Annotated in this window: 32 protein-coding genes; 6 read left to right on the top strand and 26 right to left on the bottom strand. The window is 63.9% G+C overall.

All coding sequences use genetic code 11. The features are described from left to right. Nucleotides 1-6: 6 nt before the first annotated feature. Nucleotides 7-573 (bottom strand): ubiquinol-cytochrome c reductase iron-sulfur subunit, encoded by a 567-nt coding sequence (petA, locus tag J2W40_RS07150; protein ID WP_069065205.1) that lies wholly within the window; start codon nt 571-573, stop codon nt 7-9. Between the two features lie 196 nt (nt 574-769). Here petA and J2W40_RS07155 point away from each other — a divergent pair, with 196 nt between their 5' ends. Genes J2W40_RS07155 through J2W40_RS07165 form a run of 3 tightly spaced genes read left to right on the top strand, consistent with a single transcriptional unit; the run spans nt 770 to nt 2,728 of the window. Continuing rightward, a complete protein-coding gene (locus J2W40_RS07155) occupies nt 770-1,240 on the top strand; it encodes a tRNA (cytidine(34)-2'-O)-methyltransferase (protein WP_310223101.1) in 471 nt (156 codons plus the stop codon). Beyond that, nucleotides 1,237-2,124, top strand: coding sequence for an oxygen-dependent coproporphyrinogen oxidase (gene hemF / locus J2W40_RS07160; protein WP_310223103.1), 888 nt, complete (start codon nt 1,237-1,239; stop codon nt 2,122-2,124). Before J2W40_RS07155 ends, hemF begins: the two co-directional genes overlap by 4 nt. 4 nt (nt 2,125-2,128) lie before the next feature. Further along, on the top strand, nt 2,129-2,728 hold the full coding sequence (locus tag J2W40_RS07165; protein WP_310223105.1) for a GNAT family N-acetyltransferase: 600 nt from the start codon (nt 2,129-2,131) through the stop codon (nt 2,726-2,728). Here J2W40_RS07165 and J2W40_RS07170 read toward each other — a convergent pair. Further along, nucleotides 2,710-3,474 (bottom strand): hypothetical protein, encoded by a 765-nt coding sequence (locus J2W40_RS07170; protein WP_310223106.1) that lies wholly within the window; start codon nt 3,472-3,474, stop codon nt 2,710-2,712. The genes J2W40_RS07165 and J2W40_RS07170 overlap by 19 nt on opposite strands. 77 nt (nt 3,475-3,551) lie before the next feature. On the opposite strand from J2W40_RS07170, the gene lipB reads away from it, so the two are divergent. The 3 genes from lipB (at nt 3,552) to J2W40_RS07185 (ending at nt 5,354) form a co-directional block, all read left to right on the top strand. Beyond that, a complete protein-coding gene (lipB, locus tag J2W40_RS07175; protein ID WP_310223108.1) occupies nt 3,552-4,247 on the top strand; it encodes a lipoyl(octanoyl) transferase LipB in 696 nt (231 codons plus the stop codon). A gap of 59 nt (nt 4,248-4,306) precedes the next feature. Further along, nucleotides 4,307-4,576 (top strand): hypothetical protein, encoded by a 270-nt coding sequence (locus J2W40_RS07180; protein WP_310223110.1) that lies wholly within the window; start codon nt 4,307-4,309, stop codon nt 4,574-4,576. Nucleotides 4,577-4,670: 94 nt separating this feature from the next. Continuing rightward, nucleotides 4,671-5,354, top strand: coding sequence for a hypothetical protein (locus J2W40_RS07185; RefSeq protein WP_310223112.1), 684 nt, complete (start codon nt 4,671-4,673; stop codon nt 5,352-5,354). 7 nt (nt 5,355-5,361) lie between these two features. Here the strand turns inward: J2W40_RS07185 and queE are convergent, their stop codons facing one another. From queE to fliE, 24 genes are all read right to left on the bottom strand, one after another. Beyond that, the gene (gene queE / locus J2W40_RS07190) at nt 5,362-6,006 is read right to left on the bottom strand and encodes a 7-carboxy-7-deazaguanine synthase (RefSeq protein ID WP_310223114.1); all 645 of its coding nucleotides are present in this window, start codon (nt 6,004-6,006) and stop codon (nt 5,362-5,364) included. An 11-nt stretch (nt 6,007-6,017) separates the two neighbouring features. Further along, nucleotides 6,018-6,710, bottom strand: coding sequence for a 7-cyano-7-deazaguanine synthase QueC (gene queC, locus J2W40_RS07195; protein ID WP_310223115.1), 693 nt, complete (start codon nt 6,708-6,710; stop codon nt 6,018-6,020). Between the two features lie 49 nt (nt 6,711-6,759). Continuing rightward, nucleotides 6,760-7,164: a DUF3617 domain-containing protein gene (locus J2W40_RS07200; protein WP_310223117.1), complete on the bottom strand. Its 405-nt coding sequence runs from the start codon at nt 7,162-7,164 to the stop codon at nt 6,760-6,762. 142 nt (nt 7,165-7,306) lie between these two features. Then, complete coding sequence (gene hslO, locus J2W40_RS07205) at nt 7,307-8,209, bottom strand: Hsp33 family molecular chaperone HslO (protein WP_310223119.1); 903 nt, start codon at nt 8,207-8,209, stop codon at nt 7,307-7,309. 96 nt (nt 8,210-8,305) lie between these two features. Then, nucleotides 8,306-9,235: an ornithine carbamoyltransferase gene (gene argF / locus J2W40_RS07210; RefSeq protein WP_310223121.1), complete on the bottom strand. Its 930-nt coding sequence runs from the start codon at nt 9,233-9,235 to the stop codon at nt 8,306-8,308. A 104-nt stretch (nt 9,236-9,339) separates the two neighbouring features. Then, nucleotides 9,340-10,536: an aspartate aminotransferase family protein gene (locus tag J2W40_RS07215; RefSeq protein ID WP_310223123.1), complete on the bottom strand. Its 1,197-nt coding sequence runs from the start codon at nt 10,534-10,536 to the stop codon at nt 9,340-9,342. 156 nt (nt 10,537-10,692) lie between these two features. Continuing rightward, nucleotides 10,693-11,088, bottom strand: a complete 396-nt coding sequence (locus J2W40_RS07220; RefSeq protein WP_310223125.1) for a flagellar export chaperone FliS — start codon at nt 11,086-11,088, stop codon at nt 10,693-10,695. A 17-nt stretch (nt 11,089-11,105) separates the two neighbouring features. Beyond that, nucleotides 11,106-12,509, bottom strand: a complete 1,404-nt coding sequence (gene fliD / locus J2W40_RS07225; protein WP_310223127.1) for a flagellar filament capping protein FliD — start codon at nt 12,507-12,509, stop codon at nt 11,106-11,108. 71 nt (nt 12,510-12,580) lie between these two features. Continuing rightward, complete coding sequence (locus J2W40_RS07230; protein WP_310223129.1) at nt 12,581-13,033, bottom strand: hypothetical protein; 453 nt, start codon at nt 13,031-13,033, stop codon at nt 12,581-12,583. 77 nt (nt 13,034-13,110) lie between these two features. Beyond that, complete coding sequence (gene flhB / locus J2W40_RS07235; RefSeq protein WP_310223131.1) at nt 13,111-14,247, bottom strand: flagellar type III secretion system protein FlhB; 1,137 nt, start codon at nt 14,245-14,247, stop codon at nt 13,111-13,113. 2 nt (nt 14,248-14,249) lie between these two features. After that, entirely contained in the window at nt 14,250-15,032 is a 783-nt protein-coding gene (gene fliR, locus J2W40_RS07240; protein ID WP_310223133.1) for a flagellar biosynthetic protein FliR, read from the bottom strand. Further along, on the bottom strand, nt 15,029-15,301 hold the full coding sequence (fliQ, locus tag J2W40_RS07245) for a flagellar biosynthesis protein FliQ (RefSeq protein WP_310223135.1): 273 nt from the start codon (nt 15,299-15,301) through the stop codon (nt 15,029-15,031). Before fliQ ends, fliR begins: the two co-directional genes overlap by 4 nt. Before the next feature lie 106 nt (nt 15,302-15,407). Next, nucleotides 15,408-16,160 (bottom strand): flagellar type III secretion system pore protein FliP, encoded by a 753-nt coding sequence (gene fliP / locus J2W40_RS07250; RefSeq protein ID WP_310223137.1) that lies wholly within the window; start codon nt 16,158-16,160, stop codon nt 15,408-15,410. Nucleotides 16,161-16,254: 94 nt separating this feature from the next. After that, a complete protein-coding gene (locus J2W40_RS07255; protein ID WP_037476212.1) occupies nt 16,255-16,518 on the bottom strand; it encodes a FliO/MopB family protein in 264 nt (87 codons plus the stop codon). Between the two features lie 88 nt (nt 16,519-16,606). Next, entirely contained in the window at nt 16,607-16,942 is a 336-nt protein-coding gene (gene fliN, locus J2W40_RS07260; RefSeq protein ID WP_037476210.1) for a flagellar motor switch protein FliN, read from the bottom strand. Further along, a complete protein-coding gene (locus tag J2W40_RS07265) occupies nt 16,939-17,823 on the bottom strand; it encodes a flagellar motor switch protein FliM (protein ID WP_310223140.1) in 885 nt (294 codons plus the stop codon). Before J2W40_RS07265 ends, fliN begins: the two co-directional genes overlap by 4 nt. A gap of 51 nt (nt 17,824-17,874) precedes the next feature. Beyond that, entirely contained in the window at nt 17,875-18,495 is a 621-nt protein-coding gene (locus J2W40_RS07270; protein ID WP_310223142.1) for a flagellar basal body-associated FliL family protein, read from the bottom strand. 28 nt (nt 18,496-18,523) lie between these two features. Then, the gene (locus J2W40_RS07275; protein WP_310223144.1) at nt 18,524-20,482 is read right to left on the bottom strand and encodes a hypothetical protein; all 1,959 of its coding nucleotides are present in this window, start codon (nt 20,480-20,482) and stop codon (nt 18,524-18,526) included. Nucleotide 20,483: 1 nt separating this feature from the next. After that, a complete protein-coding gene (locus tag J2W40_RS07280; protein ID WP_310223146.1) occupies nt 20,484-20,909 on the bottom strand; it encodes a hypothetical protein in 426 nt (141 codons plus the stop codon). Next, complete coding sequence (locus tag J2W40_RS07285; RefSeq protein WP_310223148.1) at nt 20,906-22,234, bottom strand: FliI/YscN family ATPase; 1,329 nt, start codon at nt 22,232-22,234, stop codon at nt 20,906-20,908. The genes J2W40_RS07280 and J2W40_RS07285 overlap by 4 nt, the downstream gene beginning before the upstream one ends. Next, nucleotides 22,231-22,878, bottom strand: coding sequence for a FliH/SctL family protein (locus tag J2W40_RS07290; RefSeq protein WP_310223150.1), 648 nt, complete (start codon nt 22,876-22,878; stop codon nt 22,231-22,233). The genes J2W40_RS07285 and J2W40_RS07290 overlap by 4 nt, the downstream gene beginning before the upstream one ends. Then, complete coding sequence (gene fliG / locus J2W40_RS07295; RefSeq protein ID WP_310223152.1) at nt 22,865-23,881, bottom strand: flagellar motor switch protein FliG; 1,017 nt, start codon at nt 23,879-23,881, stop codon at nt 22,865-22,867. The genes J2W40_RS07290 and fliG overlap by 14 nt, the downstream gene beginning before the upstream one ends. Further along, nucleotides 23,874-25,613 (bottom strand): flagellar basal-body MS-ring/collar protein FliF, encoded by a 1,740-nt coding sequence (gene fliF / locus J2W40_RS07300; RefSeq protein ID WP_310223153.1) that lies wholly within the window; start codon nt 25,611-25,613, stop codon nt 23,874-23,876. The genes fliG and fliF overlap by 8 nt, the downstream gene beginning before the upstream one ends. Nucleotides 25,614-25,616: 3 nt before the next feature. Continuing rightward, nucleotides 25,617-25,967: a flagellar hook-basal body complex protein FliE gene (gene fliE, locus J2W40_RS07305; protein ID WP_310223155.1), complete on the bottom strand. Its 351-nt coding sequence runs from the start codon at nt 25,965-25,967 to the stop codon at nt 25,617-25,619. Nucleotides 25,968-25,978: the final 11 nt, after the last annotated feature.

Here is a 25,978-nt window from a genome sequence, read left to right on the forward strand (position 1 = left end):
CTTACCTCAGCCTACGAGAATGGCGGTGTCGGAAGTGAAGCTGAACTTCGGCACTTCCAGGTTGGTCGGCGCAGGGCCTTTGCGGATGCGCGCGGCGGTGTCGTAGGACGAACCATGGCACGGGCAGAAATAGCCGCCATATTCGCCCTTATTCTCACCTTCGCCAGCGCCCAGCGGCACGCAGCCCAGATGGGTGCAGACACCCATGGTCACCAGCCACTGCTTCTTGCCATCGACCGTGCGCTCTTCGAGCGTCTGCGGATCGCGCAGCGTGGAAGGATCGACCTTGTCGGCTTCGGCGATTTCCTTTTCCGTCAGCTGGCGCACGAACAGCGGCTGGCTGCGGAACGTCGTCTTGATCGCCTGACCCGGCTGGATCGCCGAGAGATCGACTTCCGTCGATGCCATCGCCAGCACGTCCGCGCTGGGGTTCATCTGGTCGATCAGCGGCAGCACGACGGCTACCGCGCCCACGCCTGCAAAACTCACCGCAGCGATATTGATGAAGTCGCGACGGCGGACCCCATCTTCGCCGGGTAGACCCGTGCTGTCTGTATGTTCAACGCTGGCCATGCACCTCAACCCTTGCAAGAACGTCCCTGGTCCCGCCGCAATGCCGTGAACGGCCCTGTTTATCAAGGGTGATGGGTAACCATATGATATGGCCCCCGCCGTCCCCCCGGCGTGGTTCGCGGGCCTGATAACCCCAGTGCGCGCTCTTTGCCAACAGCAAAGTCACGCAAGCTATGACAATTTGCCGCAGTGCATTATGGGCACTGCCATGCGTATCGCCCTTTATCAGCCCGAAATCGCCGGCAATGTCGGTGCCATCCTGCGTCTGGCGGCCTGTTTCGCCGTGCCCGTGGACATCATCATGCCGACCGGATTCGCCTTTTCCGACGCCCGCCTGAAACGCGCGGCGATGGACTATGGTGCAGCGGCGGAGGTCGTGCGGCACGCCAATTTCGAGGCTTTCGATGCGGATCGGCGCGCCAACGGCCGCCGCCTGCTGCTGATGAGCAGCCATGCCTCGCAGCGTCTGCCGGACGTTGCATTTCGCGGTGACGATGTGTTGTTGATGGGGTCGGAAAGCGCGGGCGTCCCCGATGCCGTGCGGGATATGGCCGATATCCGGGTGCGGATTCCCATGGCACCGGGCTTTCGATCCTTGAACATCGCCGTTTCCACGGGCATCGCCGTCGCCGAAGCCCTGCGCCAGACCGGAAAGTTCCCGCAATGACCCCCGCTCCCACGCCCATCGTCCCCTTCACCCTCGATTCTCGCCAGCAGGCCGCCCGCGCCTGGTTCGAATCGCTCCGGGACCGCATCTGCGCCGCGTTCGAAGCGATCGAGCGGGAGGCGGGTAGCGATGCCAGCTTCGCCTACACCCCCTGGGACCGCGAGGCAGAGGGACAGACACCGGGCGAAGGCGGCGGTGGCGTGCGCGGCGTCATGAAAGGCAAGATATTCGAGAAGGTCGGGGTCAATATCTCGACCGTGGGCGGCGAGTTCGCCCCCGGCTTTGCGCAGAGCATCCATGGCGCGGCGGAGAATCCGGCCTTTTTCGCGACCGGAATCAGCCTGGTCGCGCATATGGCCAATCCGCATGTGCCCGCCGTGCATATGAATACGCGCTATCTGGTGACGACCAAAAGCTGGTTCGGCGGCGGGGCGGACCTCAACCCCCCACTGCCGCGTGCAGAAGACACAGCCTGTTTCCATGACGTCCTTAAGGCCGCATGCGACGCGCATGACCCGGACCATTACCCCCGATTCAAGGAATGGGCGGACGAATATTTCTTCATTCCTCATCGCGGCGTCCATCGCGGGGTTGGCGGCATTTTCTATGATCATCTCGAATGCGCCGATGATGCCGCGTTCGACGCAAATTTCGCCTTTACCCGCGCGGTGGGCGATGCCTTTCTTGACGCCTATCCGCCGATCGTGCGGCGGCGCATGGACGAGGCCTGGACCGAGGCGGACTGTGCCACGATGCTGGAATGGCGTGGCCGCTATGCCGAGTTCAATCTGGTGCATGATCGCGGCACGCTGTTCGGTCTCAAGACTGGCGGCAATATCGACGCCATCCTGATGAGCCTGCCGCCGATGGCGAGCTGGAGCTGACGCCATGGCGCTGATCCCGGTCGATCCGGCCATGGTGGCCGCGATCGTCACTCATTTGGAGATGCGGCAAAAGCCGCGCCCTACGCCGATTCCGCCATCGCCGTTGCGACTCGTCCGATGGAAAGTGCCCAAACTCGACAGCTATCGCGCGCTGTTCCGCCGGGTGGGAGAGCCATGGCTCTGGTTCTCGCGGCTGGTGATGAAGGACGAATCGCTTGCCGCGATCATCCATGACCCGGCGGTCGAGGTCTATGCCGTCACTGACCCGCGCGGGATCGAAGTGGGATTGCTCGAACTGGATTTCCGCTCGGTGCCGGATTGCGAACTGGGTTTTTTCGGGCTGGTGCCGCAACTGAACGGCAAGGGCCATGGCCAATGGCTGATGGCGCAGGCCAAGGCGCTCGCCTGGCGCAAGGGCGTCGAACGTCTATGGGTCCACACCTGCACGCTCGACAGTCCAGCGGCCCTTGGCTTCTATATCAAGGCGGGGTTCGTCGCCTATAAGCGCGAAATCGAGACATTTGCCGACCCACGCCTCGCCGGGATATTGCCGCGCGACGCGGCACCCCATATGCCGGTGCTGGATCAGCCTGCGGTCGCCTGACGATAGAGACGCGCGAGCATCACCAGCATATAGACTAGGACTGCTGCTGTAACGGCGGAAGAAGCGATCCCGCCAACTAGTCGCGCTCCATCTACGCCCGCGATGACGCCGCCTAACAGCCCTAGGACGACTTGCGCTGCCGAACTAGCAACAATGGATAGTACTAGAGCGACAACCATAAAGCCCACCAGCCGCCAGAAATGGCCTCGCGTTAACATCCAAGCGCGCCGCAGCGATGCAACAACGCCTAGTTGTTCGTCAATAACAACCGCGTTCAGTAGAGCTAGGCGACTCCAAAAAAAAGCAGCAACCGTTGTTACAGCCACCAAAGGACCGAAAATAGGCGATACAAACAACAATGGAATTGATACCACCATCATCACTAGCATACCGGCCACTCCGGAAACCAAATAAGTGCCGACCAAGATGGGCAATCTCATCAAACTCAACCGTAGTGCCTCTGCAACGCTGATTCCTGGCCTAAGCGCCAAAGCAAGCTGAGCCAGAGATCCGAACCAGCTAATGAGTACCGTCAGAGATAAGGCCACCCAGTAGCTCAGCGGAATGGGCGGCATTGGGCCTTTCGGCGCGTTTGACCAAGCGACTAGTTCAGGCGGCGTCACCTCTTGAAGGAAGACCATCGGCAGCGCCACGAAAAGCAGCGCGACGGGAAACAGCAGCGTGGCTTCGCGGGCGACGAAGGCCACCGCTTCCTGCCACGCCTTGCCGATCGACATTGTCGCCATATCTTGTAACGCCTGCCCTGTTCCCGGAAATATCGCGGAGACTTGATCGCTCGCAGTCTCCAAGTCAAGGAAGCGTCATGACGGCTCCCCTTCCCTTCCCCGACAGCGTCGAATGGCGCACAGAGACAGCGCCTGTCGATTATCCAACGGCCCTGGCCGAGATGGAGGCACGCGCTGCCGCGATCCATTTGGGGGAGGCGCGCGAACGGGTGTGGCTGCTGGAACATGCGCCGCTCTACACCGCCGGGACCAGCGCAGATCCGGCCGAACTGATCGACGCGCGCTTTCCGGTCTATGATGCTGGGCGCGGCGGCCGCTACACCTATCATGGGCCAGGGCAGCGGATCGGCTATCTCAACATCAACCTCGGCGAACGCGGCAAGGATGTCCGCAATTTCGTGCATCATCTCGAAGGCTGGATGATCGCAGCGCTCGCTGATCTCGGCATAGCGGCGCGGCGGGCGGAGGGGCGGATCGGCATCTGGACCGATGACGCGCAAGGGCGGGAGGCCAAGATCGGGGCGCTGGGCATCAGGGTGCGACGCTGGGTGACGCTCCATGGCTTTGCGATCAATGTCGATCCTGACCTTAGCCATTTTACCGGCATCGTGCCGTGCGGGATCAGTGACTATCCCGTGACCAGCATCGCTGCGCTGGGCGGCAACGCATCCATGGCCCCGCTCGATGCCGCGCTCAAGGCGCATTTCCCTGCCTTTCTCAACCGCTTGTCACGGTGCGGCACGGGACTTGAGCAATGCGAAGCCGGTCGCTAGGGTCACGCCTTTCGCCGGGCGGGGGATTGCCGGGCATCAATGATCGCAAGGAGACCCGGATGCGCCGCCACGTACTTGCCGCCATGACCCTGTCGCTGCTGCCGCTGGCCGCTTGCGGCGGCGCGGACAAGACCGAAACCAAGGTCGAGATGAAGGACATGGAAGTGGTCGATGGCACCACCAGCGACGCCATGACCGACCTGGACGGGGTCCAGAGCGAAGGCACGGCGATCGCCCCGACGGGCAATGCCACGACCAGTGCCACCGCACCTGCGAAACCTGCCGCCGATCCTGCGGGGGAAGATACGGAAATCCTGTCCGACCAATAGGACTGGCGCAATCATTCAGCGCTGATACAGTCGCCATCGACACATATTCATTCGACTATCTTCATCGCACCTGCTCGTAAAAGGCCTCTAATTCATGACGTTCCGTACTGTGCTGACCGGCCTTTCTCTGGCCGTGGCGCCGATGCTGGCCCAACCTGCCGCCGCTCAATTTTTCTGGTCGCCGCCTGACCTCTCCGCCCCACCTTTAACCGATTCGGCGGCCGCCACGGCGCTGGGCTTGCCCGGCGCTACGGAAGCGGAGGTCAAGGCAGGATTGGTGTGGAACTTGCGCGCCGCGCTCAATGTCGCGGCGCTGCAATGCCAGTTCGAACCCACCTTGCTCGCCATCGGCAATTATAACGCGATGATCGCGCATCATGACGCCGAACTGGATGCCGCGCAGGCCGGTATATTGAGCTATTTCCAGCGCACCGTGGGCAAAGGACGGCCAGGACAGGCGGCGTCCGACCAATATGGCACGCGCATCTATTCAGGCTATTCGACAGTGCAGGCGCAGAAGGGCTTCTGCCTCGCAACGGCCGAGGTCGGACGCAAGGCCATCTTCGCAGATCGCGGCACGTTGCATGAGGTCGCGCGCAGTGGCCTCGCTTCGATCAAGAAGTCGCTGGTTGCGGCGGGTGAGCAATATTATGGTACGCCCGGCTATGACTATGTGACGGCCCTGCCTTCCTTTGATCCCAAATGCTGGAAGAAGGGCGTGTTGGAACCTGTTTGCCATCAAGCATGGAATGACAAGATCGGCGTAGCCAGGCCGTAAGACGGATTCAGCGCAGGCCCAGATATTTATGGGCCTGCACCGTCAAGCGCCAGCGCGGCCGGTCCATGACCAGCGCGATGGCGGCGCGGGCATTGTCCTGCGCATGGGGATCATCAAGCGGCTGGAGCAGATGATGGGCGAAGGCCCAATGCTCCATAGCCGCAACATCGGCGAGGCTATGCCCACCGCCCGGTTGCGGCCAGACGAGTTTCAACTCATCGCCTGACGTCTGCACCACATCGCTTCCCGCTTTGGGGCTGATGCAGACCCAGTCGATAGAAGGGTGGACGGGCAAGGTGCCGTTGCTCTCTATCGCGATCGTGAAACCGCGTGCGTGGAGCGCATCGACCAGGGCGTCGTCCACCTGCAACATCGGCTCGCCGCCGGTCAGGACGATATAGTGATCCGCCGCCCTGCCCCATAAGGCCAACGCAGCATCCGCCAGCGCATCGGCATCAGCGAACTTCCCACCCCCATCGCCATCCGTCCCGACGAAATCCGTATCGCAAAAGCGGCAGACTGCGCTCGCCCGGTCCTGCTCGCGGCCGCTCCATAAATTGCAACCAGCAAAGCGCAGAAATACGGCACGCCGCCCTGCCTGCACCCCTTCGCCCTGGAGTGTCAGGAACATTTCCTTGACCGCATAGCTCATCGTGCGCGCTTTCAGGGCCGCGCCGCGTAGAGGGTGGGATCGGGAAGGCCCGCTTCCTGATACCCTTTTGATCGCAACCGGCAACTGTCGCACAGGCCGCAATGCCTGCCATCGGGCGTCGGATCATAGCAGGACCAACTGATTCCGGTGTCCAGCCCAAGCCTGTCGGCTTCGCGAACGATATCGGCCTTGCTCATATATTGCAGCGGTGTCTGAATGCGGATCGGGTGACCTTCAACCCCCGCCTTGGTCGCAAGCGCCGCCATCGTCTGAAAAGCGTCGATAAATTCGGGGCGACAATCGGGATAACCCGAATAATCCAGCGCGTTGACGCCGATAAAGATGTCGCTGGCACCAGCGACTTCGGCCAGTCCCAGCGTGAGGGACAGGAAGATGGTGTTGCGCGCCGGGACATAGGTGATGGGGATGTCGGCACCCACACCACCCTTGGGCACCGCGATATCAGCCGTCAGCGCCGACCCGCCGAATGCAGTCAGGTCGAGCGGCAGCACGATGTGGCGCATCGCGTTCAGGGATTTCGCGACACGCGCGGCCGCCTGCAATTCCACGCGATGCCGCTGGTTATAATCAATCGACAAAGCGAGCAAACGATGGCCCGCCTCGCGCGCTAATGCGCCCGCGACCATCGAATCCAGTCCGCCCGAAAGCAGGACGACGGCGAATTTTCCCTGATTGGCAACCATGGTCCCGCGCTACTGCCCCGATCGCGGCAGCGCAAGCATGGCGCTGCGCTTAGCGACAGGCACCGATGCGGCGTCCCTCTGCGATGAAGACGAAAGGGGCGCCATCGGCAACCCCTTGGGCGTTGATCTGGACCAGCCGTGCGGTTTCAACGCGCAGATCAGTCCGGCCATTACCGGCCGCCGCGCAATCATAGGTGACAACGGCCGCATGCGAATCATCACTGACAACGAAGCTGCGGCATGAGGTACCCGCATGGCGGATCTGTAATAGCTGACGCGGGTCTGAAACGCACAACTTGCGCGTTTCCGCCCCATCGCCGCGACCGCGCAATTCCCATTCACCCGGCTCCAGTGACTGAAGCGCCAAGAGTTTGGGCGTATCCGCCGCCCCGGCCCAGCCCGCCGCTGTCATCGCCACCGCTGCTGCGAGCGAGCGCAAAACCGCCTGTCCCATGATCCATGATCCCATCTAAACGCCGCACGTCACAAGCACGGCGCAAGTTCGTGCGAAGAATGCCGTGGAATTGCGGCATTTTGATAGCGCGAACCGGCCACCCTGCCCAAATTACAAATATCGTTACCGTAACGATATGCCGTCAGGCGAAGCTATCGACCCTGAGCGGGAAGAGCCGCGAACAAAAGGCGCAATCAACGCCGATGATGCCCTGCTCGTCGGCCATTTCGGCCCGGTCATCGGGCGAAAAGCGGCCGATCACGTCGCGGATATGCGACAGGTCGCAGCGGCACCCCTTGACCAGCGGGGTGGGGTCGGTCGCGCGCACTTCCTCTTCCTCATGGAACAGCCGCCAGACGATATCGCTCAAGGGCAGCGACGTGTCGGTCAATTCCTCTTCCTTGAGCGTCACCGCGAGCGCCTGCACATGCTCCCATTCGGGGTGATCATGGCGGACGTGCAGCCGTTCGCGGCCGACTTCGCCTTCGGGCAGATGCTGGAGCAATAATCCGGCGGCGTAGCAGCCTTCGCCCGGTTCGTGCCGGGTAGCGATGCGGATCACACTGGGGATTTGTTCGGACTGGAAGAAATAATGTTCGGCCGCCGCGCCCAGCGATTCGCCGTCCAGCGGCACGATGCCCTGATAGCGTTCGCCAGTGACGGACTGGTCGAAGGTGATGGCGAGATAGCCCTTTCCGAACAGGCCGAACAAGGTCGGGTCAGGACCAAGTTCGGCGAGCCGGTCGGCATCGAACTTTGCATAGCCGCGCAAATCGCCATTCTTATAGTCGGCGACCAGCAGGCGGACGACGCCATGTTCGGTCTGCGCCTGCATCGTCAGTTGCCCATCGGCCTGCTTGAGCGTCGCGCCAAGCAGCGCCGCCAACACCAGCGCCGACGCCAGCAGCCGCTCGATCGCCGGGGGATAGGCATGGGCGGCCAACACCTCATCCAGCACCGGACCAAGCCGCACGAGACGCCCGCGCGCATGGCGCGAGGCTATGGTAAAGCCGATGGCATGGTCGACATGGGGGGCGATAGTCACATCAAGGCTCCGGTGATCCCGCAGGCGATGGCGCGGGGCTTAGGCCGCATCGGACGATGCGGGCGAGCCGCCTAGATAGGAAGTCCGCCCGCAAACTCAACCAAGATGCCCCAAGGCCCAGAGCAGCACCGACTTCTGGGCATGAATGCGGTTTTCCGCCTCGTCCCAGATCAGCGATTGCGGGCCGTCGATCACGTCGGCGGTCACTTCCTCGCCGCGATGGGCGGGCAGGCAGTGGAGGAACTTGGCTTGCGGCTTCGCGCTCGCCATCAGCGCGGGTGTCACCTGATAGGGCATCATCGCGGCCAGCTTTTCCTCGGCATGGGCCTGTCCCATCGAAATCCAGGTGTCGGTGACGACGATGTCCGCGCCGGCGACCGCCTCTGCCGCATTGCGGGTCAGGCTGATGCGCGCGCCCTGTGCCTGCGCCGCGGCCGCAAAGGAAGCATCAGGCTCATAGCCTTCCGGCACGGCAACGCGCACGTCGAACTTGAGCAGCCCCGCCGCTTCGATGATCGAGTGCAGCACGTTGTTGCCATCGCCCAGCCACGCCCATTGGCTGCCAGGCAAGGCCACACCATGTTCGACCACTGTGAGCAGGTCAGCGACGATCTGGCAGGGGTGCGACAGGTCGGTCAGGCCGTTGATGACGGGAACGCTCGCGTGATGGGCCATTTCCTCGATCTTGGCATGATCGTCGGTGCGGATCATGATGGCGTCGCACATGCGCGACAGGACACGCGCCGTATCGGCAATCGTTTCACCACGGCCCAACTGCGTCGTGGCCGAATCGAGGATCAGCGAGGTGCCGCCCAGCTGGCGGATCGCCATGTCGAACGAGACGCGGGTGCGGGTCGAATTCTTCTCGAAGATCATCGCCAGCGTGTGACCGGCCAGTAGCGCATCGGCATCGACGCGCCCCTTGGGCCAGGACGCCCGCGCGGCCTTCCGGTCGATGGCGTCGGCGATCATCGCGGCAATGGCATCGCCGCCTGCGTCGGAGAGATTCAGAAAATGCTTGGTCATATTAACTACCCATCAGCCGTTCGGGCTGAGCCTGTCGAAGCCCTGCACTTTCTTAAAAGACAAGTGCAGCCCTTCGACAAGCTCAGGGCGAACGGAGGTCAGTCTTAGGCCGCCTTGGCTTCGACAAAGGTCCGCGCACCGGCGGAGATTTTCTCGATGGCTTCGGCGATGTGGCTTTCCTCGATGACGAGGGGCGGCAGGATGCGCAGCACATTCTGCCCGGCCGACACGGTCAGCAGGCCATGATGGTCGCGCAGATGCCCCACGAAGCTGCGGGCGTCATGGCTGTCCTTGAGCTTCACGCCCAGCATCAGCCCCATGCCGCGCACATCCTCGAACATGTCGTCATGATTGGGGATGAGTTGCTCCAGCGCGGCGCGCAGGCGCGCGCCCATCGCGGTGACATGGTCCAGGAAACCGTCAGCCAGCACTTCTTCGATCACGGTCAGGCCCACCGCCATGGCGAGCGGATTGCCGCCATAGGTGGTGCCATGGGTGCCGAACACCATGCCCTTGGCTGCTTCCTCGGTGGCGAGGCAGGCGCCCAGCGGGAAGCCCGCGCCAATGCCCTTGGCGACCGCCATGATGTCAGGGGTGATGCCAAACTGTTCATGCGCGAAGAAGGTGCCGGTGCGGGCATAGCCGCACTGGACTTCATCCAGGATCAGCAACAGGCCATGTTCGTCGCACGCCTTGCGCAGGCCGACCAGAAACGACTTGGTCGCGGGCGTCACGCCACCTTCGCCCTGCACCGGCTCCAGCAGGAAACCGGCGGTATTATCGTCGACCTGCGCCAGCGCCGCATCGAGATCGTTGAACGGCACGACGGTAAAGCCGGGCAGCAGGGGTTCGAAGCCGTCGCGCATCTTGGGCTGGCTGGTGGCCGAAATCGTCCCCAGCGTGCGCCCGTGAAAGGCATTGTCGAAGCTGATGATGTTATGGCGATGGGCGTTGCCATTGGCGTAGTGATAGCGGCGCGCGGTCTTGATCGCGCACTCGACCGCCTCAGCACCCGAATTAGTGAAGAAAACGGTGTCGGCAAATGTATTGTCGACCAGCTTCTGCGCCAGCTTCTCCCCCAGCGGCATGCCGTAGAGGTTCGACACATGCATCAGCGTCGCGGCCTGATCAGCGATCGTCTTGACCAGCTTGGGGTGGCCATGGCCGAGCAGGTTGACCGCGATGCCGCTGGCGAAATCGAGATAGCGTTCGCCGCGTTCGCCGATCAGATAGCAGCCTTCGCCTCGCACCGGACGGACATCGCACCGGGGGTAAACGGGCATGAGCGGCGTAATCGACATGAGCCTTCCCTTTCTGGCTTGATGCTGCGCGTCCTGGGCGCAGGAGATATAACGCAAAAAGGCGACCCCGCCGGGCCGCCCTCTGCGAGCATCGCCTATACAGGCGGCTTGGTAGGGGTGCAACCCCGCAACCGGGCCAGTCCGATCGCGCTGGCCTTAGCCGATCTGGTTCCAGGCGTCGGCAATCTCCGCGATCATGGCGCGGGCCTGATCGACCGGTTCCGCCGCCCGCCCCTTGGCCCCGACCAGCAACAGGCGGCGCGCTTCGCGATAGATTTGCGCCAGGCCCAGCGCGACGTCGCCGCCCTTGTCATGATCCAGGCTCGATTCGAGCGCGAAGATGATCGACATGGCGCGGGCCTGCTTGTCCGACACCTGCATGCGGTCCGCCTGCCGTTCGGCAAGCGCGGCGGCTTCGAGCGCCAGCAGCAGCTCGTCGAACAGGATCTTGACCAACGCATGCGGCGTTGCCCCCTCGGTCCGGCCGCCCGAATGCACCGCCGCATAACGACGCGCGGCGCTCGCCCCTGCATAACCCTGATTGTAGAACATGGTCCCGTTCGTCCCTGTTATTTACCGCTGTTGTTCCAGATCTCGATCTGCTGTTCGAGATAGCTTTGCGTAGCCTTGAGCGCCGTCAGGCGCGTTTCCATCTTGGAATAGACGGTAGTGAGTTGCGCCTCGTAATTGGTCATTTGTGTGTCGAGCTTTTCGAGTTGCTCGCTCAGCGTTTTGGCCAAAGCTTCATATTTGTTGCGGGCTTGCGCCAGCGCGCCGTCCTTGAGCTGAATCCGATCGCGCGTGGCGTCCATCAAACCGGCAAGCCCCGGATTGCTCGCGCTCGCCACGGCGGGGTTGAGCATCTGCGTAATGGCCGCCGGATTTGCCGCAATGGCCTTATCGAGCTTTTCCGTGTCCAGCTTGAGCGTGCCGTCGCGATTCGTCGCGACGCCGATATCCGACAAAGTGCGATAGGTGCCGCTGCTACTCAGCGCCGAAGATGTCATCTGCGATAGCTGCCGCTTCATGTCACGGATCGCCGCTTCGCCGTTCAACACCCCTGATGTTGACACATCAGCACCTGATGAACTCGCGGTATTAAGGCCCTTCATCAGCGTATTATAGGCATCGACGAACTCGACCATCAGATCGCGCATGGTGGTCGTCGGCTCGGTCGAAGCCAGCGTGACCAGCGTGCCCGGTGCCGCCTTGTTCAGGTCTATGCGCAAATGGGCAATCGCCGTATCTATGGTGTTGCTCGCATAATGCTGCTCTACCCCGTCCAGGCTGATGATGGCATCCTTGGGTGTCGCCATCGACGCCATGGTCGCGCTGTCTGCGCCATCCCAGGCGAATTGCGCCAGATCCGGGCCGCTGACCGAAGTGAGCGAGAAATCGTTGGCTGCGCCAGTTGCGCCCTTCATGACCAGCCGCGTGCCCTGAGTATCGGTAATGACGGAGGCGGTGACGCCCAGGCCCGACGCATTGATGGCGGCGGCCAGACCGGAATAGCTGTTATTGGCGGCGGTGATGTTGATCGTTGCGCTCTGACCGCCCACGGTCAGGGTCATTTCGCCCTGCCCAACAGCCGAAGCGGCCGTTGCCCCCGCAACAGGGGTTGATGCGAGCGTCCGCGCCGACGCGAGTTGCCGGACCTCCAACTGCGCTGGCAAACCCTGGGGCACGCCACCCGGCAGCAAGCCGACCGTCGCGATGCTGGGATCATTGGATGCCGGCGTTCCGGAATAGCCCGTGCCCGCCAACAGGCTGTTCAGCGCATTCGCGAAAGTATCGAGCGAACTGGAAGCCGAGGCCAGCGCCGAGATGCGCGAACTGTTCAGGCTCTGCCGGTTGGTGATAACGCTCTGCTTGGGATCGCGCGTGGCCGCTACCAGGCTGGTCACCAGCGCCTTGGTGTCGATACCCGATCCGACGCCGAGCGCCGTGGTAATGCTGCTGCTGACCGATGCCATTGCGTCGTCCTTTCAGAGGAGAGAACGGCGCTAGTGCGAAGACCTTTAGGAATGATTTGCGGGATGCGGAATCAGTTGGGCGAGGCGACGATCTGATCGACGACGCCGCGCGGGACATGGGCCTGCGCGGCATGGCTGTAGGCAGCGCGCTCGACCATGCGGCGAGCAATCACGGCAACATGCTCGATCGCCTCCTTGCTGGCGGGGGGTAGCGGCACCAGGATGATCGGCCGAGCAAGCATGGCGTCGATGGATCGAGCGGCCCCATCCACCGAAGCGCCGCTGTCGAGATCCGCCAATATGTCGGCGATGCGAGCATGGATCGCGACATATTCGGCAGCACCGGCAACATCCTCATCAACGCTCACGAGGTCGATTTGCGGGTCCGGCGTTCGGGCTTCGCGGTCTGGCGAAGGGGCGGAGCGGCCCGTCTCAATCGACTGAACAGCCTGCACAGGCGCTATTGCCCGTGGCGCGGTCCTGTCGACCGGCGGCAACTCGATACGGGTAAAATAGTCGCTCATGACGCATATCCTAATGCGTCCCCATGAAGAGAATACGGACGAGCGCGGCTAAACTTTAATTCACCATTACGCCTTCGTCACGTCCGACGCCCCTCGGTATTGAATCGCAGGTCGTCGGGCACGGTGATGAAGGGGCGATCCATTTCGGTCGCCATCCTGTTTTCGACGCGGAAGACGAAGGCGAGGACGGTGGCGACCGCCATGTAGAGGCCTTCATTGACGACCTGACCGGCGCGCGACGTGAAGTAGATGGCGCGGGCGAGATCGGGATATTGCAGCACGGTGACGCCATTTTGTTCCGCCAGGTCGCGGATGGCGGCGGCGATCGCATCATTGCCGCGCGCCACCACGACCGGCGCGGCATCGACGCCTGGCTTGTAGCGCAGCGCGACCGCGAAATGGGTCGGGTTGGTGATGATGACGCTGGCTTCGGCCACTGCCTGACGGGTCGATCCGTTCAGCACTTCGAACTGGCGGCGACGGATCTGGCCCTTGAGTTCGGGCGAGCCTTCACTCTCCTTATGTTCGTCCTTCACATCCTGCTTCGACATGCCGAGCCGTTTGGCCCGCTGCATGATCTGCGCCGGAACATCGATTCCGGCGATCAGGAACAGGCCGCCCGCCATGACCAGGCAGGTGAGGATGAACATATTGCCAAGGTCCGCGATGGCCGGACCGATACCCATTTTGCCCAGCCCGGTAATTTCGGTCAGCCGCTCCCAGATCATCCAGATGCCGATCGCGCCGAGCAGGCCGATCTTGGCGATGGACTTCATCAGTTCGATCAGCCCCTGCATACCGAACATGCGCTTGAGACCCGACGCGGGGTTCATCTTCGACGCCTTGGGCGCGAAGGCGCCGGGGCGGAAGCCAAGCGACCCCAGCAGCGCTGGCGCAGCAATCGCCGCCAGGAAGGTCGCCAGCATCACACCACCGACCGGCAGGGCAATGCCTGTAAGCAATTCGACCCCCCGCTCCGCCGGGGAGAAGTCGGCAATATCCTCGCGTCGGAAGCGCAGCGCTTCGACCAGCATATCGGACAATGATTCGATCAAGGTTGGCCCGGTGACCGCGAGCCAGCCGATGCCCGCCATGACGACCATCGCCGTGCCCAGTTCGCGCGACTGGAGAATGTCGCCCTTCTTGGCGGCATCATTTAGCTTCTTCTGGGTTGGTTTCTCGGTCTTTTCACCGCTATCATTGCCGCCCGCCATGGCTATTGCCCCTCCGCGATCATGCGGGCCTGCTCAAGTCCGGCCTTGATCGAGGCGGTCATGCCTTCGGCCATGATCGGCACGGCCATTGCCAGGAGGACGAGGCCCGCCATCATCGCGACAGGCATACCCACGGCGAACAGATTGAGCGACGGCGCGGCGCGCGCCAGCATGCCCATGACGATCTGCACCAGTACCAGCGCAAAGGCGACCGGCAGGGCGACGGTGACACCCGCGCCCAGCAACGCGCCGCCAAATTCGATCAGCCGCCAGATGGTATCGTTGGACAGCATCGCCGCGCCCGGCGGGATCGCTTCATAGCTTTGCACCACGAAGCTGGCGAGCAGCAGATGCCCGTCCATGCCGAGCAGCAGGAAGGTGGCGAGGATGGAGAGGAAGGTGCCAAGCACCTGGGTCGACTGGCCCGACGAGGGATCGACCATCGCGGCGAAGTTGAGGCCCATGGCATTGCCGATTGCTTCCCCCGCGACGAAGGCGGCGGCATAGCCGATCTGGACCGCAAAGCCGATCGCGAGGCCGGCCATCACCTCGCCCGCCACCATCATCACGCCTTCGAAACTGGCGACACCATCCTGCGGCAGGGTGATGGTTACGCTGTTGAGCGCGGCAAGGCCGAGCGCAAGCGCGAGGATCAGGCGAAGCTGGAGCGGGACGGCGGGCGCGCCGAAGACGGGTGCGGCGATGAAGGCCGCGCCGGGCCGGATCATGGCGACCAGCCAGACCCATAGCTGCGCCTCCACCCCCGCAAAGCCGGGGGCTATCATTGCAGCAGGTCCGGTATGCGATCGAATATCTCGCGGGTGAAATCGGCGATCAGCACCATGATCGAACCGCCGAACAAGGCAAGCATAGCCCCGACCACAAGGATTTTGGGGATGAAGCTCAACGTCTGTTCATTGACCGAGGTCGCGGCCTGCACCATGCCGATGATCAGGCCTGCAATCAGTGCGGGCAGCAGGATAGGCGCGGCCGCCAGCGCGGTGATCCACAGCGCCTGTTGGGCGAGGCCCATGAAGAAATCGGCGTTGTCCATCGGGCCTAGATACCCCACCCCGTTCGCTTCGAGCGTGTCGAGAAGCGATTGCGCGAACGGTTCTCGACTTCGCTCGAACCGAACGGAATCAGGAGGCGATCCATGGTCATGTCGCGAACGATCCCGCCAGGCTGCCCATCGTCAGCGCCCAGCCGTCGACCAGCACGAACAGCAGCAGCTTGAATGGCATGGAGATGATGGTGGGGGACAGCATCATCATGCCCAGCGCCATCAGCGTGGAGGCGACGACAAGGTCGATGATGAGGAAGGGCAGGAAGATCATGAAACCGATCTGAAAGGCCGTCTTGAGTTCGCTGGTGACGAAGGCGGGGAGCAGGATGGTGAAGGGAATATCGTCGGGCGTGCGGAAGGCGGGGGCTTCGGCGAGGTTGGCGAACAATTTGAGGTCGCTTTCGCGGGTCTGCTTGGTCATGAAACCGTGCAGCACCTTGCCCGACCGGCCGACCGCTTCCTCGATCGTGATCTGGCCCTTGCCATAGGGATCGAAGGCGAGGCCGTTAATCTGGTCGATCGCCGGGCGCATCACGAACAGCGACAGGAAGAGGGCGAGGCCCACCAGCACCTGATTTGGCGGCGTCTGTTGCAGGCCAAGCGCCTGCCTTAGCAGCGACAGGACGATGATGATACGGGTGAAGCTGGTCATCATCAGCACAAGCGACGGCAGGACCGTCAGCAGGCTCATGAGGATCAGGATTTGCAGGGATAGCGACAGTGAGCGGCCGTCGCCCGAAATCTGCCCCATGGCCCGGCCCAGCGCGCCGCCATTGTCCGCGGGGGCGGCAGGCGCCGCCTGGGCAAAGGCGGGCGCGGCCCATAGCAGGACCAGCAACATCGTCATTCCCAAGACGGCGAGAATCCATCTCCGAACAGCTGCCCCTTGGCGCGAGGTCGGGAGATGTATCCCCGCCCGCGCGGGGGTGACGGATAAGGGGTTAGCGCAGGCGCGCATGGTCGCCTTCCGCGATCTTCTCGATCCGGCCGCGGGTAACCGACAGCAGGATCTTCTTGCCCTCAAACTCGACCACGGCGAGCTTGCCGAACGCGCCCATCGGCAGGGCTTCGAGCAACTTGAGCGAACGGTCGCCCTGCTGGCCCATCATACCGGGCTGATATTTGCGCCACAGCCACAATGCGCCAAAGGCCATGCCGCCGACCAGCGGCAGGAGGATCAGCAGTTTAACAAAATACCAGAACATGATGGAGCCGCCCGCGCTTCATGGTTAATGGACCCAAGCGATCCGCAGTTTCGATCCGCAAGGCAAGCGCAAAATCAATGCGGTGCGATCAGCCGCGCCGTTCGATGCCTGCAAGCCGGGTTTCGGTCGCCGCAATGTCGACGATGCGGATGCCATAGCGGCCATTGACCGTCACCACCTCGCCCTTGGCGATCAGCGCGCCATTGACCATGATGTCGAGCAGATCGTCGGCCTGGCGATCCAGTTCCACGATGCTGCCTTCGGCCAGGTCCATGACCTCGGCGAGCCGCAGCGAGGTCGATCCGACCTCCACCGACATGCGGACCGGAATGTCGGCCAGCAGCTTGAAATGACGATTGTTCGTCATCCGGCTGACGGGATCTTCGGCGCGCTCCATCCGGGGGGCTTCGCTCATGTCGCTCATTGGTCGGGTCCTTGTACGAGTTTTTCAATCTGGAAGGCGGCGCGGCCATCCTGTTCGCCGATGCTGCCATGGGCGACGATGCGGTTGCCCACGATCAGCGGCAGCGAGCGGCCGATCGTGACGGGAATGACATCGCCGACCTTCAATTCCATGAGGTCGGAGACGGAAAGATGCGGCCGGGCCAACACGGTGCGCGCGGGCAGGCGGATGTCGCGCATCCGCCGGGCGATGCGCCCCTGCCAGACGGGATCGCATTGTTCGGCATCGGTGGGCAGCTTCGACCCCATCAGCGCTTCGACGGCGCGCAAGGCGGACAGCGGAAAGACGAGGTCGATCGGCCATTCCTGCTCGCGGGTCAGGCTGACGGTGAAGCGCTGGACGACCATCTGGTCGCCGGGCTGGGCGCTGGCGGTGAAGCCGACGCCGGCTTCGCGCATGACGAGGCTGGCATCGAGCGGCAGCACGTCGTTCCAGGTTTCGACGACGCGCGCGATGATAGCGTCAGCCAGGCGGACGATCAGCCGGTCTTCGGTGGGTGTGAACTCGCCGCGCGAGGGCAAGGGCCGGTTGCCAAGGCCGCCATAGAAGCAATCGACCAGCGTCGAGATCATGGCGGCGTGCATATGCAGCAGCACCTGGCCCTTGAGCGGGAGCAGGCGATAGACGGACAGGCTGGCAAAGGCGGGCATGGCGGCCGACCAGGCGCCCATGTCCATCAATTGCGTCTCGTGCGCGGCGACATGGGGGCGCGTGCCCGATATCGGTTCGATGAGCGTGCGCATGCGCCGGGCGAGCTTGTCGCCCAGCCGGTCCAGCCCCGACAGCATCACCGGTGCCTGTGAATCCCCCCGCCCGAAAGCGTAGGTTTGAACGTCGTCCATCTTTGTCCCCTGCCCTGCGGGCCGGGGGACTTCCCGGCCTTCTGGACAGTGCTATTGAATAACGAAATTGGTAAAATAAACGTTATCGACGCCGCCATAACCCGTTTTTTGCTTCAAAATATCGTTAATTATCACCTTGATCTTCGCCTGGAGGGCTTGCTTGCCCTTGGGAGTCGCCAACATCTCTTCGGGCTGTTGCGCGAGCATCATCAGCACCTGGCTGCGGATCGCCATCTCATGCGTCTTGATCGCGTCGATCACCCGCAGGTCATAATAGGTCGATACCGCCAGCGAAATCTGGGCAAAGGCGTCAGTGTCCGTCATGTTGGACGTGAAGGGCGTCTGCAACTGAAAATAGGTCGCCTGATAGGCGGTGGGATTGTCCGGCGCGGGCAGGTCCACGCCCTTGCCATGCGCGCCGCCGTGCGCGGCGGAGGCGGAACCATGGGGCGCGGCATGCGCCTTGGCGACATCTTCGGCGCTTTCGCCAGCCAGCACCAATATCGGCTTGTTGGGATCTTCCTTTGGCCCGTCGGCCTTGGGATTGAAGAAACCTGCGGCGTAAAGGCCGCCCGCCGCACCAGCGCCGCCGATCAGCATGGCTATAACGACCAGCAGGATCATCTTCATGCCCCCGCCTTTTTTCTTCTTGGCCTTCGGTTCGTCGCTCATTCTTCCTGTCCCCCAGGCTTAAGGCCGATCATGCGTAGCGCGCGCGAACGGCATTGCGAGAGTTGTCTCCCGCATCCGCATGGTTAAGAACGGCTGCCTCGTCCGCGCCTTTATGTGATGACGCGATATTTTCGCGACCCTGCCAGCGACCCTGGCCCTGAAAGGCGGGTTGCCCGGCCTGCTGCTGGTGCGGTTGGCCAGACGCATTCTGTCCTGACGGATCGGGTCGGGTGGCGGCGTCGGCAGGCGCACGTTCTATCCTCACCTCGCTGATTTTCACGGCGGCCAGCCCAGCGTCGAGGCGCAGGCGGTCGCCATCCTGGCGCAGCGCCTGTTCGGCAAGGTCGGTGGCGACAGTCAGGGCGACGGTTGCACCCTTGTCGCCCTGCCGGATATCGACCTGGATCGGGCCGAGCGTGTCGGCATTGATCTGAAACCGGCCCTGTGCGCCATTGGCGGACAGGCCTGCAATGTCGCGGGCAAGACTGTCGATCCATTGGCCCGATACGCCCATATCCACCACTTGCGCGCCAAGGCTGGCGGACAGGTCAACAACCGGAGCCGTGGGTTGGAGCGGGACGAGCGCCGCAGGCTGGGCGGCGAACGGGAGCGCGGTTGGCGCGGCCACCATGTCGCTGCGGGGCGTGGCCAGGAGCGGGGCTACGGCGTCCCTATCGACATCCGGGCGCGGCACGGCCTCTGTCGGCTGCGAAGAGGCCGCGCGACCAGTCATGTGATCGCGCACCAGTTGCAGGAGCGACACCGCCTCAGCCCTGACGGGCGCATGCGCAGGTGGCGGGGCGTCGAGGGTGAGTGTCGGTAGCGGGGCGGCGGCAACGTCAGTGGTCGCGATGCTCTCAACGGGGCTGGCGGCCGGGGCCAGGCTGAGATCGCGAACGGCGGTCATTGAACCCGGCGTAGCTGGCGGCGGCGAGGCCTTGGCTTCTGCAGGCAAAGCGTCGGCGACGATAGGCGGCGCTGGCACCGGAATGGCGGGCGGTATGGCCATGCCGGTCGCTGCGACGGCCGGGTCGGGTAGCGGCAACGGGTCGGCGAGTTGGTCAGGCACGGTTTCTTCGGACAGCAGGCGATCGGGACTGGCGTCGGCCAACGGCGCGGCGCTCGTCGGCTGGGCGGCAGCGGCTCGATTGACCGGCTCGACATCGGGATCGGTTGATCGGATCGGGGCTTGAGGGGACGGCTGGACCGACATTGTCGCGTCCTGCGACGGTTCGGCCTGCGCGGAAACGGACAGCGAAGCGGACAAAGGTTCGGCTTTTTCAGGCCCGGTCACAGCGTCCGACTCTATGTCCATTTCGCTGTCCGTTTCGCTATCCGCCATCGGCGCGCGAACCGCGGTGGCGGATGCTTTTGCAGGCGCAGCGGTCGCGGCTTTGTCGGACGCGGGGACCGGCTGGGCCAGCGGGGTTGGGGTAACGGGTTGACTGTCCGTTTCCTGCGGGATGGGCGCGCGACTCTCGCCCGTTTCCGGGGTCGGAGTCGGAAGTGGACGCGCGGGCATGGCGACAGGCTCTGGTGCTTCGGGCACATCCTGCGTCCTGAGGATCGGGGTGTCCGTCGCCCCGTCGGCCGAAGCGACACGCGGCGGCTGCGTGGGGGTGGTGGCCAAGGTCGCCGCCATGGCAGGCGCATCCGAGCGTGCCGGGACGGGTTGGGTCGGGTCGGCCGTGAGGTCGCCCTGCCCGCTTTCACGCTGTTGGACGGGCGTTACCGCAAAGGCGGCAGCAGGCGCAGACATCTCGGCGTCGGGGGCCGGAGGCATCGCGTTTGGCAAAGTCGCCATCGCGTTCGGTGCCAGGGTCACGGCGTCCGGGGTCAAAGCCGTCGCGCTCGGCGGGGTGGTCGCCGCGTCGAGCAGTTGCGCGAAATCGGGGAGGCCCGGCGTCGGGGCGATGCCTGCACCCTTCCCTGTCCCACCGGCGGGTGTCGGGAAGAGCAAGGCCTTGATAGAGGCGAGCATCGTCATGTCAGGCATCCCCTGTCCGCTGCATGCGGCGATAACGCGGCAAGGCCGCCAGCTTGTTTTCGCGCCATTCTTCAAGGGTCGCGCGGGCGCGGTCCTTGAGGCGGGTGGCGATTTCCTTTTCGCGGTTGGCGGCGAGCGTCACGCCTTCCTTGCTCTCCACCTTGCGCCGCGCGTCGTAGAGCGCGCCGTCGAGTTGGCGCCCCGCCTGCTCCAGCCGGGTGGCGAGTTCCTGCATAGCGGCGAAGGATGCGCCGGTGGCGGCCCCTTGGGTTTCGAACAGTTCGTAGCGGACCTTGTTGAGCCGCTCGATATTGCGAGCCAGCCCATCGGCTTCGTCGCGCGCACGCGCTGTCTCCGCGACGGCCATGGCATGTTGGACGTGGCGCACGCGCAGGACGCGATGGCGGCGGGATACCAGGCCCTTCATGCGCCGAACCCGGCGATCAGCGCGTCGGCGCTGGTGTCGAGGTCGATGCGGCTTTTCTGATCCTGCCGGATGAAGTCGAGAATTTCCTGACGGCGCTGGACCGCTTCATCAATCACCGGATCATTGCCGGGGCGATAGGCGCCCATCAGGATGAGATCGCGATTTTCTTCATAAGCGGCCCAGAGCCGACGATAATTGGCGGCGGCCATGCGATGATCGTCAGGCACCACGTCGGCCATGACGCGCGAGAGGGATTTGCCGACGTCGATGGCCGGGAAGATGGATTGTTCGGACAGGTGGCGCGACAGGACGAAATGGCCGTCCACGATGGCGCGGGCCGCGTCAACGATCGGGTCGTCCGTATCATCGCCATCGGCCAGCACTGTATAGAGCGCGGTGATCGAGCCGCCAGTGCGGGCGTCCACCCCGGCCCTTTCGACCAGGCGCGGGATGAGCGCGAGGGCCGAGGGCGGATAGCCCTTCATCGCGGGCGGTTCGCCAAGCGCCAGGCCGATTTCGCGCTGGGCATGGGCGCAGCGGGTGAGGCTGTCGATCAGCAGCAGCACCTTCTTGCCACGGGCGCGGAAATATTCGGCGATGGCGGTCGCGCGCGCGGCGGCGCGCAGGCGCAGCACCGGGGGATGATCGGCGGGCACGGCGACGACGATGCTCTTGTGCATCGTATGTTTGAGCTTGGTTTCGAGGAAGTCGCTGACTTCGCGGCCGCGCTCGCCGATCAGGCCGACGACGACGATATCGGCTTCGGCCCCGGCGATCATCTGGCCCATCAGGACCGACTTACCGACGCCAGACCCGGCGATGATGGCGATACGCTGGCCGCGCCCGGCGGTGAGCAGCGCGTTGACGGCGCGGACGCCAAGGTCGAAGGGTTCGGTGACGCGGCCGCGATCGAGGACGTTGCCCTTGACGCCGTTGAGCGGCCAGACGCCGCCAGCGATGATCGGTCCCTTGCGGTCGAGCGGCTGGCCCATGGCATCGACGACGCGGCCGATCAGCCCTTCGCCGACCTGCACCATATTGGCCTGGCTATCGGGTTCGACCCGTGCGCCATTTTCGAGCGGTGCGTCGCTGTCGAGCGGCACCAGCAGGGTGCGGCCGCCGCGAAAGCCCGCGACTTCGGCGCGCGCGATCGTGCCGTCGCTGGCGATCACCCGCGCGCCTGCGCCGATCGGGCGGCGAAAGCCGGTGACTTCGAGCATCCCCGCGTCATGGCTGACCAGACGGCCGACATGGCGCGGGGCGCGATTCTGCACCTGCAAATGGTCGAACAGACTTTCGGCCTGGGCCAGCGAGGCGCGAATCAAGGCCTGCCCTCCATATCGTCGAGCAGCGCGCGCAGGCGCGAAAGGCGCACGTCGGGGCCATCCTCGACCCAGCCTTCGGCAGTTTCCAGCCGGACGCAGCCGCGCTGCATAGCCTTGTCGGGCACCAGCTTCACGCCGATCTGTTCGCCTTCCAGCATAACAATGTCGTCGGGGTGCAGGTGAAGCGCGCCCTTTTCGTCATTATCTTCGATGAAGGCAGCGACGGTGTCGCAGCGCTGCACGAGGCGTTCGATGTCGATCTCGACTTCGCCCACAATCTGTTCGACCAGGCGGACGACGGTGGCGGAGAGCATGGTGGACAGCATGCCGCTGGGCGCGGGCGCCAGCGACGCCAGCGATTCCGCCAGCCGTTCGCGGATTTCCGTGTCGGCACCATGGGCTTCGGCGGTGATGCGGCAGCCTTCGTCGAAGCCGAGTGTGAAGGCTTCCATCCGCGCTTCTTCGACCAGATCGACCACGGGTTCAGCGTCCGCCATGGCAGCGCGGATCGTCGCGGTCTGCGCGCCGGGATGGGCGGTGTAGAGGCTGCGAAAACCGCTGCTCTCGCTTTGTACGAAACCGGCAACCGCGACTGGCGCGAAATCACGGGCTGCTTCGGCACCCCAAATCCTAGACAAAATCATTCCCCTTGCCACCGAGCATGATGGTGCCTGCATCCGCCATGCGGCGGGCGGTGGCGATGATCAGTTTCTGCGCTTCCAGAACTTCGGCGAGGCGGATGGGGCCGCGCTCTTCGATCTCGTCGGCGATTGCCTGGGCCGCTCTCGCGGACATGCTGCCGAAAATCTTGCCCTTGAGCATGTCGTTCACGCCCTTGAGCGCGACGACCAGAACCGTGTTGTCGATGGTCCGCATCAGTGCGCCCAAATTCTTGTCGTCCATGTCGATCAGATTATCGAAGACGAACATCTCCTCCTCGATGGTCTGGGCGATCATCTTGTCGCGCTTGGCGACGGCCTTCATGATCCGCTGCTCATTATCCTTGCGGACATTGTTCATGATCGCGGCCGCTTCGACCGTGCCGCCGCGCTGCGACGCCGCGCCCTGCTTGCCGACCGGGCCGCGCAGGAGCAATTGCTCCAGATCCTCCAGCGCTTCGTTCGACACTGGCCCCAGGGTGGCGATGCGATAGACGATCTCCTCCTGATATTCGGACGGCAGCAATTGCAGCACGTCAGCGGCGACGGGTGCTTCGAGATGGGCGAGCACGATCGCCATGATCTGCGGATGCTCCGCCTCGATAAGCACGGCGATTTCCTTGGCATCCATCCATTTGAGCATCTCAAGCTGGGTGGAGCGGGTCGGCGGGGTGATGCGCGCGAGGATGGTTTCGGCGCGTTCCTCGCCCAAGGCCTTGGTCATCGCGCCGCGAATATGGCGGGTCGCGCCATAGCCGATGGTGGTGCGCTTCTTGGCCTTGGCGACGAAATGGTCGAGCGCCTCGTTCACCTCTTCGGGATCGACATCGGCGACGTCATACATGGCATAGCCGAGCTGGCGCACTTCCTCCGGTTCCAGCCGGGAGAGGATTTGCGCGGCTTCATCCTCGTTGAACAGCATCAGCAGGACGGCGGCGGCGGCGCTGCCCTTGAGCGCTTCGGGACGACCGGGAACGATCTCAGGCATTTTCCTTCTTCCCCTCCTTGAGGAGGTCGCGGACGACCAGGGCGGCGCGGTCGGGGTCCTGCTTCACGAAGTTGCGAATGAGGTCGGCGCGCTGGGCATAGTCATAAGTGGAGGAGATCATGTCGAGCGTGACCGGCTTTTCAGGATCGGGCGCTTCGACCACCTGCTTGGTGAGTTCGGACGAGATTTCCCGGCCGATGCGCTGGCCTTCTTGCGCGGTCTGTTCGGTGGCGGCAGCCTGGGCGGCGGCGCGGCGCTTGAGCAGCGGGCGGCCGATGCCGAATACCAGCAGCAAGGCGACCAGCAGGGCGGTGCCGTTGCGCACCAACGGGTTCATCCAGTCGGATTCATACCAGGGGATGACGGTTTCGGGCGTCTTGAGGAAGCTGCGCGAGGAGAGCGCCACCACGTCGCCGCGTGTCTGGTCGAAACCGACCGCGCCCTTCACCAGTGCTTCCAAAGCGGCGATTTCCTGCGCGGTGCGCGGCTTGCCATCCGCCCCGGTGTCGAGCGCCACGGCGACCGACAGGCGCTTGACGGTGCCGATCGCGTCCTTGGTCACGGACACTTCACGGCCGAGTTCAAAGCTGCGGTTGAAGGTTTCCTGCGTCTTCATCAGCGGATTGGGCGGGGTGCCGGGGGTTTGCGCGGCGGTTTCGCCCTGCTGCACGGCCTGGCCATTGGGGTTGGTCTGGGTGACGGTCGGGTTGACCGGCACCTGATTGGTCAGCGCACCGGGGATGCCCGACGCCTCGCCGCCTGCGCCCTGGCCGCGCGGGTCGGATGCCCAGGTGCCTTGTTCGACGCGCAGCCGCGCTTCGTCCTGCGGGAAGGTTTCGCGGGTCGCCTGCCGCTCGGCGAAATTGAGTTCGGCATGGACTTCGGCGGAGAAATTGCCCTGGCCAAGGATCGGCGTGAGCAGCGCGATCACCGACTGGCGATAGCGATCCTCGATCCGGCCCTGGATCGAGAGCTGGCGATCATCGGCGGCGTCGCCGTCATTATTGCTGAGCAGGCGGCCATTCTGGTCCACCAGCGAAATCTGGTCGGGCGAGAGATCGGGAATGGAGGAGGCGACGAGATGCACGATCGCGCTGACCTGCGCATTGGTGAGCGTGCGGCCCTGCGCCAGCCGCAGCATGACGGAAGCGGATGGCTTGGCCCGGTCGCGCAGGAAGACGCTGGGCGGTTCGACGGCGAGGTGGACCTTGGCGCTTTCGACGCTGTCGATCGCCTCGATCGTGCGGGCCAAGTCCATTTCACGGGCGGAGCGCAGCTTTTCGCCTTCCACGGCGCGCGAGGCGCCCATCGGCAGACTGTCGATCATGCTGTTGCCGTCGGGCGCGCTTTTGGGCAGGCCCTGGGCGGCGAGCATCATCTTCGCCTTGAAATAATCATCCTCGCCTACGGTCATGCCACCCGATTTATCGAAACCGAAGGGGATGCCGGCCTGCTCCAGCACTTGCGCGACGGCCGATTTGTCGGCGTCGGGCAAGGCGCGGAACAGGTCGCGCTGGGGCGGTTCGCGCAGCGCAAGCCAAGCAAGGCCCGCCAGCGCGACGACGCCGAGCATACCGAGCAGCGGCAGGCTTTTGGCCACCGCCGGTTGCTGGATGAGGCCGGTGAAGCGCGCTTTGAGTGCAGCCATGCCGGTGAGGCCGTTGCGGGCCGCCGAAGCGGGGGCCGGGAGGGCGGGCTTGCCGCCGTCGATGGTGAGTGCGTTGTCGCTCATGGTTTAGACCGGCATGCTCATAATGTCCTTATAGGCGGACAGAAGTTTGTTGCGGACCTGAAGGGTCGCTTCGAAGCTAACCGACGCCTGCTGCTTGGCGAGCATGACGGCGGCGATGTCGGTGGTTTCGCCGCGTTCGAAAGCGGCGGCGGCTTCACCGGCCTTGCCCTGAAGGCCGTTGACCTGTTGCAGCGCATTGTTGAGCGCATCGGTAAAGCCACCGGGCGCAGTGCCCTGGGCCGCGCCTGCACCGCCGACCGGGCCGGTCGAGCCGATGTCGCGCAGCGCGGCGTTTTTTTGCAGGATGGCGTTGCGGATCGCCATCACGCTGTCGGTCGGGGAAATGCCGTTCATATCCTATCCTC

The sequence above is a fragment of the Sphingobium xenophagum genome (genome assembly GCF_031457465.1).
GTDB classification, from domain to species: Bacteria; Pseudomonadota; Alphaproteobacteria; order Sphingomonadales; family Sphingomonadaceae; genus Sphingobium; species Sphingobium xenophagum_A.

Bases quoted from the DNA above. Each gene is read 5' to 3' on its own strand.
- petA (WP_069065205.1), bottom strand. From the start codon at position 573: ATGGCCAGCGTTGAACATACAGACAGCACGGGTCTACCCGGCGAAGAT.
- J2W40_RS07155 (WP_310223101.1), top strand. From the start codon at position 770: ATGGGCACTGCCATGCGTATCGCCCTTTATCAGCCCGAAATCGCCGGC.
- hemF (WP_310223103.1), top strand. From the start codon at position 1,237: ATGACCCCCGCTCCCACGCCCATCGTCCCCTTCACCCTCGATTCTCGC.
- J2W40_RS07165 (WP_310223105.1), top strand. From the start codon at position 2,129: ATGGCGCTGATCCCGGTCGATCCGGCCATGGTGGCCGCGATCGTCACT.
- J2W40_RS07170 (WP_310223106.1), bottom strand. From the start codon at position 3,474: ATGGCGACAATGTCGATCGGCAAGGCGTGGCAGGAAGCGGTGGCCTTC.
- lipB (WP_310223108.1), top strand. From the start codon at position 3,552: ATGACGGCTCCCCTTCCCTTCCCCGACAGCGTCGAATGGCGCACAGAG.
- J2W40_RS07180 (WP_310223110.1), top strand. From the start codon at position 4,307: ATGCGCCGCCACGTACTTGCCGCCATGACCCTGTCGCTGCTGCCGCTG.
- J2W40_RS07185 (WP_310223112.1), top strand. From the start codon at position 4,671: ATGACGTTCCGTACTGTGCTGACCGGCCTTTCTCTGGCCGTGGCGCCG.
- queE (WP_310223114.1), bottom strand. From the start codon at position 6,006: ATGAGCTATGCGGTCAAGGAAATGTTCCTGACACTCCAGGGCGAAGGG.
- queC (WP_310223115.1), bottom strand. From the start codon at position 6,710: ATGGTTGCCAATCAGGGAAAATTCGCCGTCGTCCTGCTTTCGGGCGGA.
- J2W40_RS07200 (WP_310223117.1), bottom strand. From the start codon at position 7,164: ATGGGACAGGCGGTTTTGCGCTCGCTCGCAGCAGCGGTGGCGATGACA.
- argF (WP_310223121.1), bottom strand. From the start codon at position 9,235: ATGACCAAGCATTTTCTGAATCTCTCCGACGCAGGCGGCGATGCCATT.
- J2W40_RS07215 (WP_310223123.1), bottom strand. From the start codon at position 10,536: ATGTCGATTACGCCGCTCATGCCCGTTTACCCCCGGTGCGATGTCCGT.
- J2W40_RS07220 (WP_310223125.1), bottom strand. From the start codon at position 11,088: ATGTTCTACAATCAGGGTTATGCAGGGGCGAGCGCCGCGCGTCGTTAT.
- fliD (WP_310223127.1), bottom strand. From the start codon at position 12,509: ATGGCATCGGTCAGCAGCAGCATTACCACGGCGCTCGGCGTCGGATCG.
- J2W40_RS07230 (WP_310223129.1), bottom strand. From the start codon at position 13,033: ATGAGCGACTATTTTACCCGTATCGAGTTGCCGCCGGTCGACAGGACC.
- flhB (WP_310223131.1), bottom strand. From the start codon at position 14,247: ATGGCGGGCGGCAATGATAGCGGTGAAAAGACCGAGAAACCAACCCAG.
- fliR (WP_310223133.1), bottom strand. From the start codon at position 15,032: ATGATAGCCCCCGGCTTTGCGGGGGTGGAGGCGCAGCTATGGGTCTGG.
- fliQ (WP_310223135.1), bottom strand. From the start codon at position 15,301: ATGGACAACGCCGATTTCTTCATGGGCCTCGCCCAACAGGCGCTGTGG.
- fliP (WP_310223137.1), bottom strand. From the start codon at position 16,160: ATGACGATGTTGCTGGTCCTGCTATGGGCCGCGCCCGCCTTTGCCCAG.
- J2W40_RS07255 (WP_037476212.1), bottom strand. From the start codon at position 16,518: ATGTTCTGGTATTTTGTTAAACTGCTGATCCTCCTGCCGCTGGTCGGC.
- fliN (WP_037476210.1), bottom strand. From the start codon at position 16,942: ATGAGCGACATGAGCGAAGCCCCCCGGATGGAGCGCGCCGAAGATCCC.
- J2W40_RS07265 (WP_310223140.1), bottom strand. From the start codon at position 17,823: ATGGACGACGTTCAAACCTACGCTTTCGGGCGGGGGGATTCACAGGCA.
- J2W40_RS07270 (WP_310223142.1), bottom strand. From the start codon at position 18,495: ATGAGCGACGAACCGAAGGCCAAGAAGAAAAAAGGCGGGGGCATGAAG.
- J2W40_RS07275 (WP_310223144.1), bottom strand. From the start codon at position 20,482: ATGACGATGCTCGCCTCTATCAAGGCCTTGCTCTTCCCGACACCCGCC.
- J2W40_RS07280 (WP_310223146.1), bottom strand. From the start codon at position 20,909: ATGAAGGGCCTGGTATCCCGCCGCCATCGCGTCCTGCGCGTGCGCCAC.
- J2W40_RS07290 (WP_310223150.1), bottom strand. From the start codon at position 22,878: ATGATTTTGTCTAGGATTTGGGGTGCCGAAGCAGCCCGTGATTTCGCG.
- fliG (WP_310223152.1), bottom strand. From the start codon at position 23,881: ATGCCTGAGATCGTTCCCGGTCGTCCCGAAGCGCTCAAGGGCAGCGCC.
- fliF (WP_310223153.1), bottom strand. From the start codon at position 25,613: ATGAGCGACAACGCACTCACCATCGACGGCGGCAAGCCCGCCCTCCCG.
- fliE (WP_310223155.1), bottom strand. From the start codon at position 25,967: ATGAACGGCATTTCCCCGACCGACAGCGTGATGGCGATCCGCAACGCC.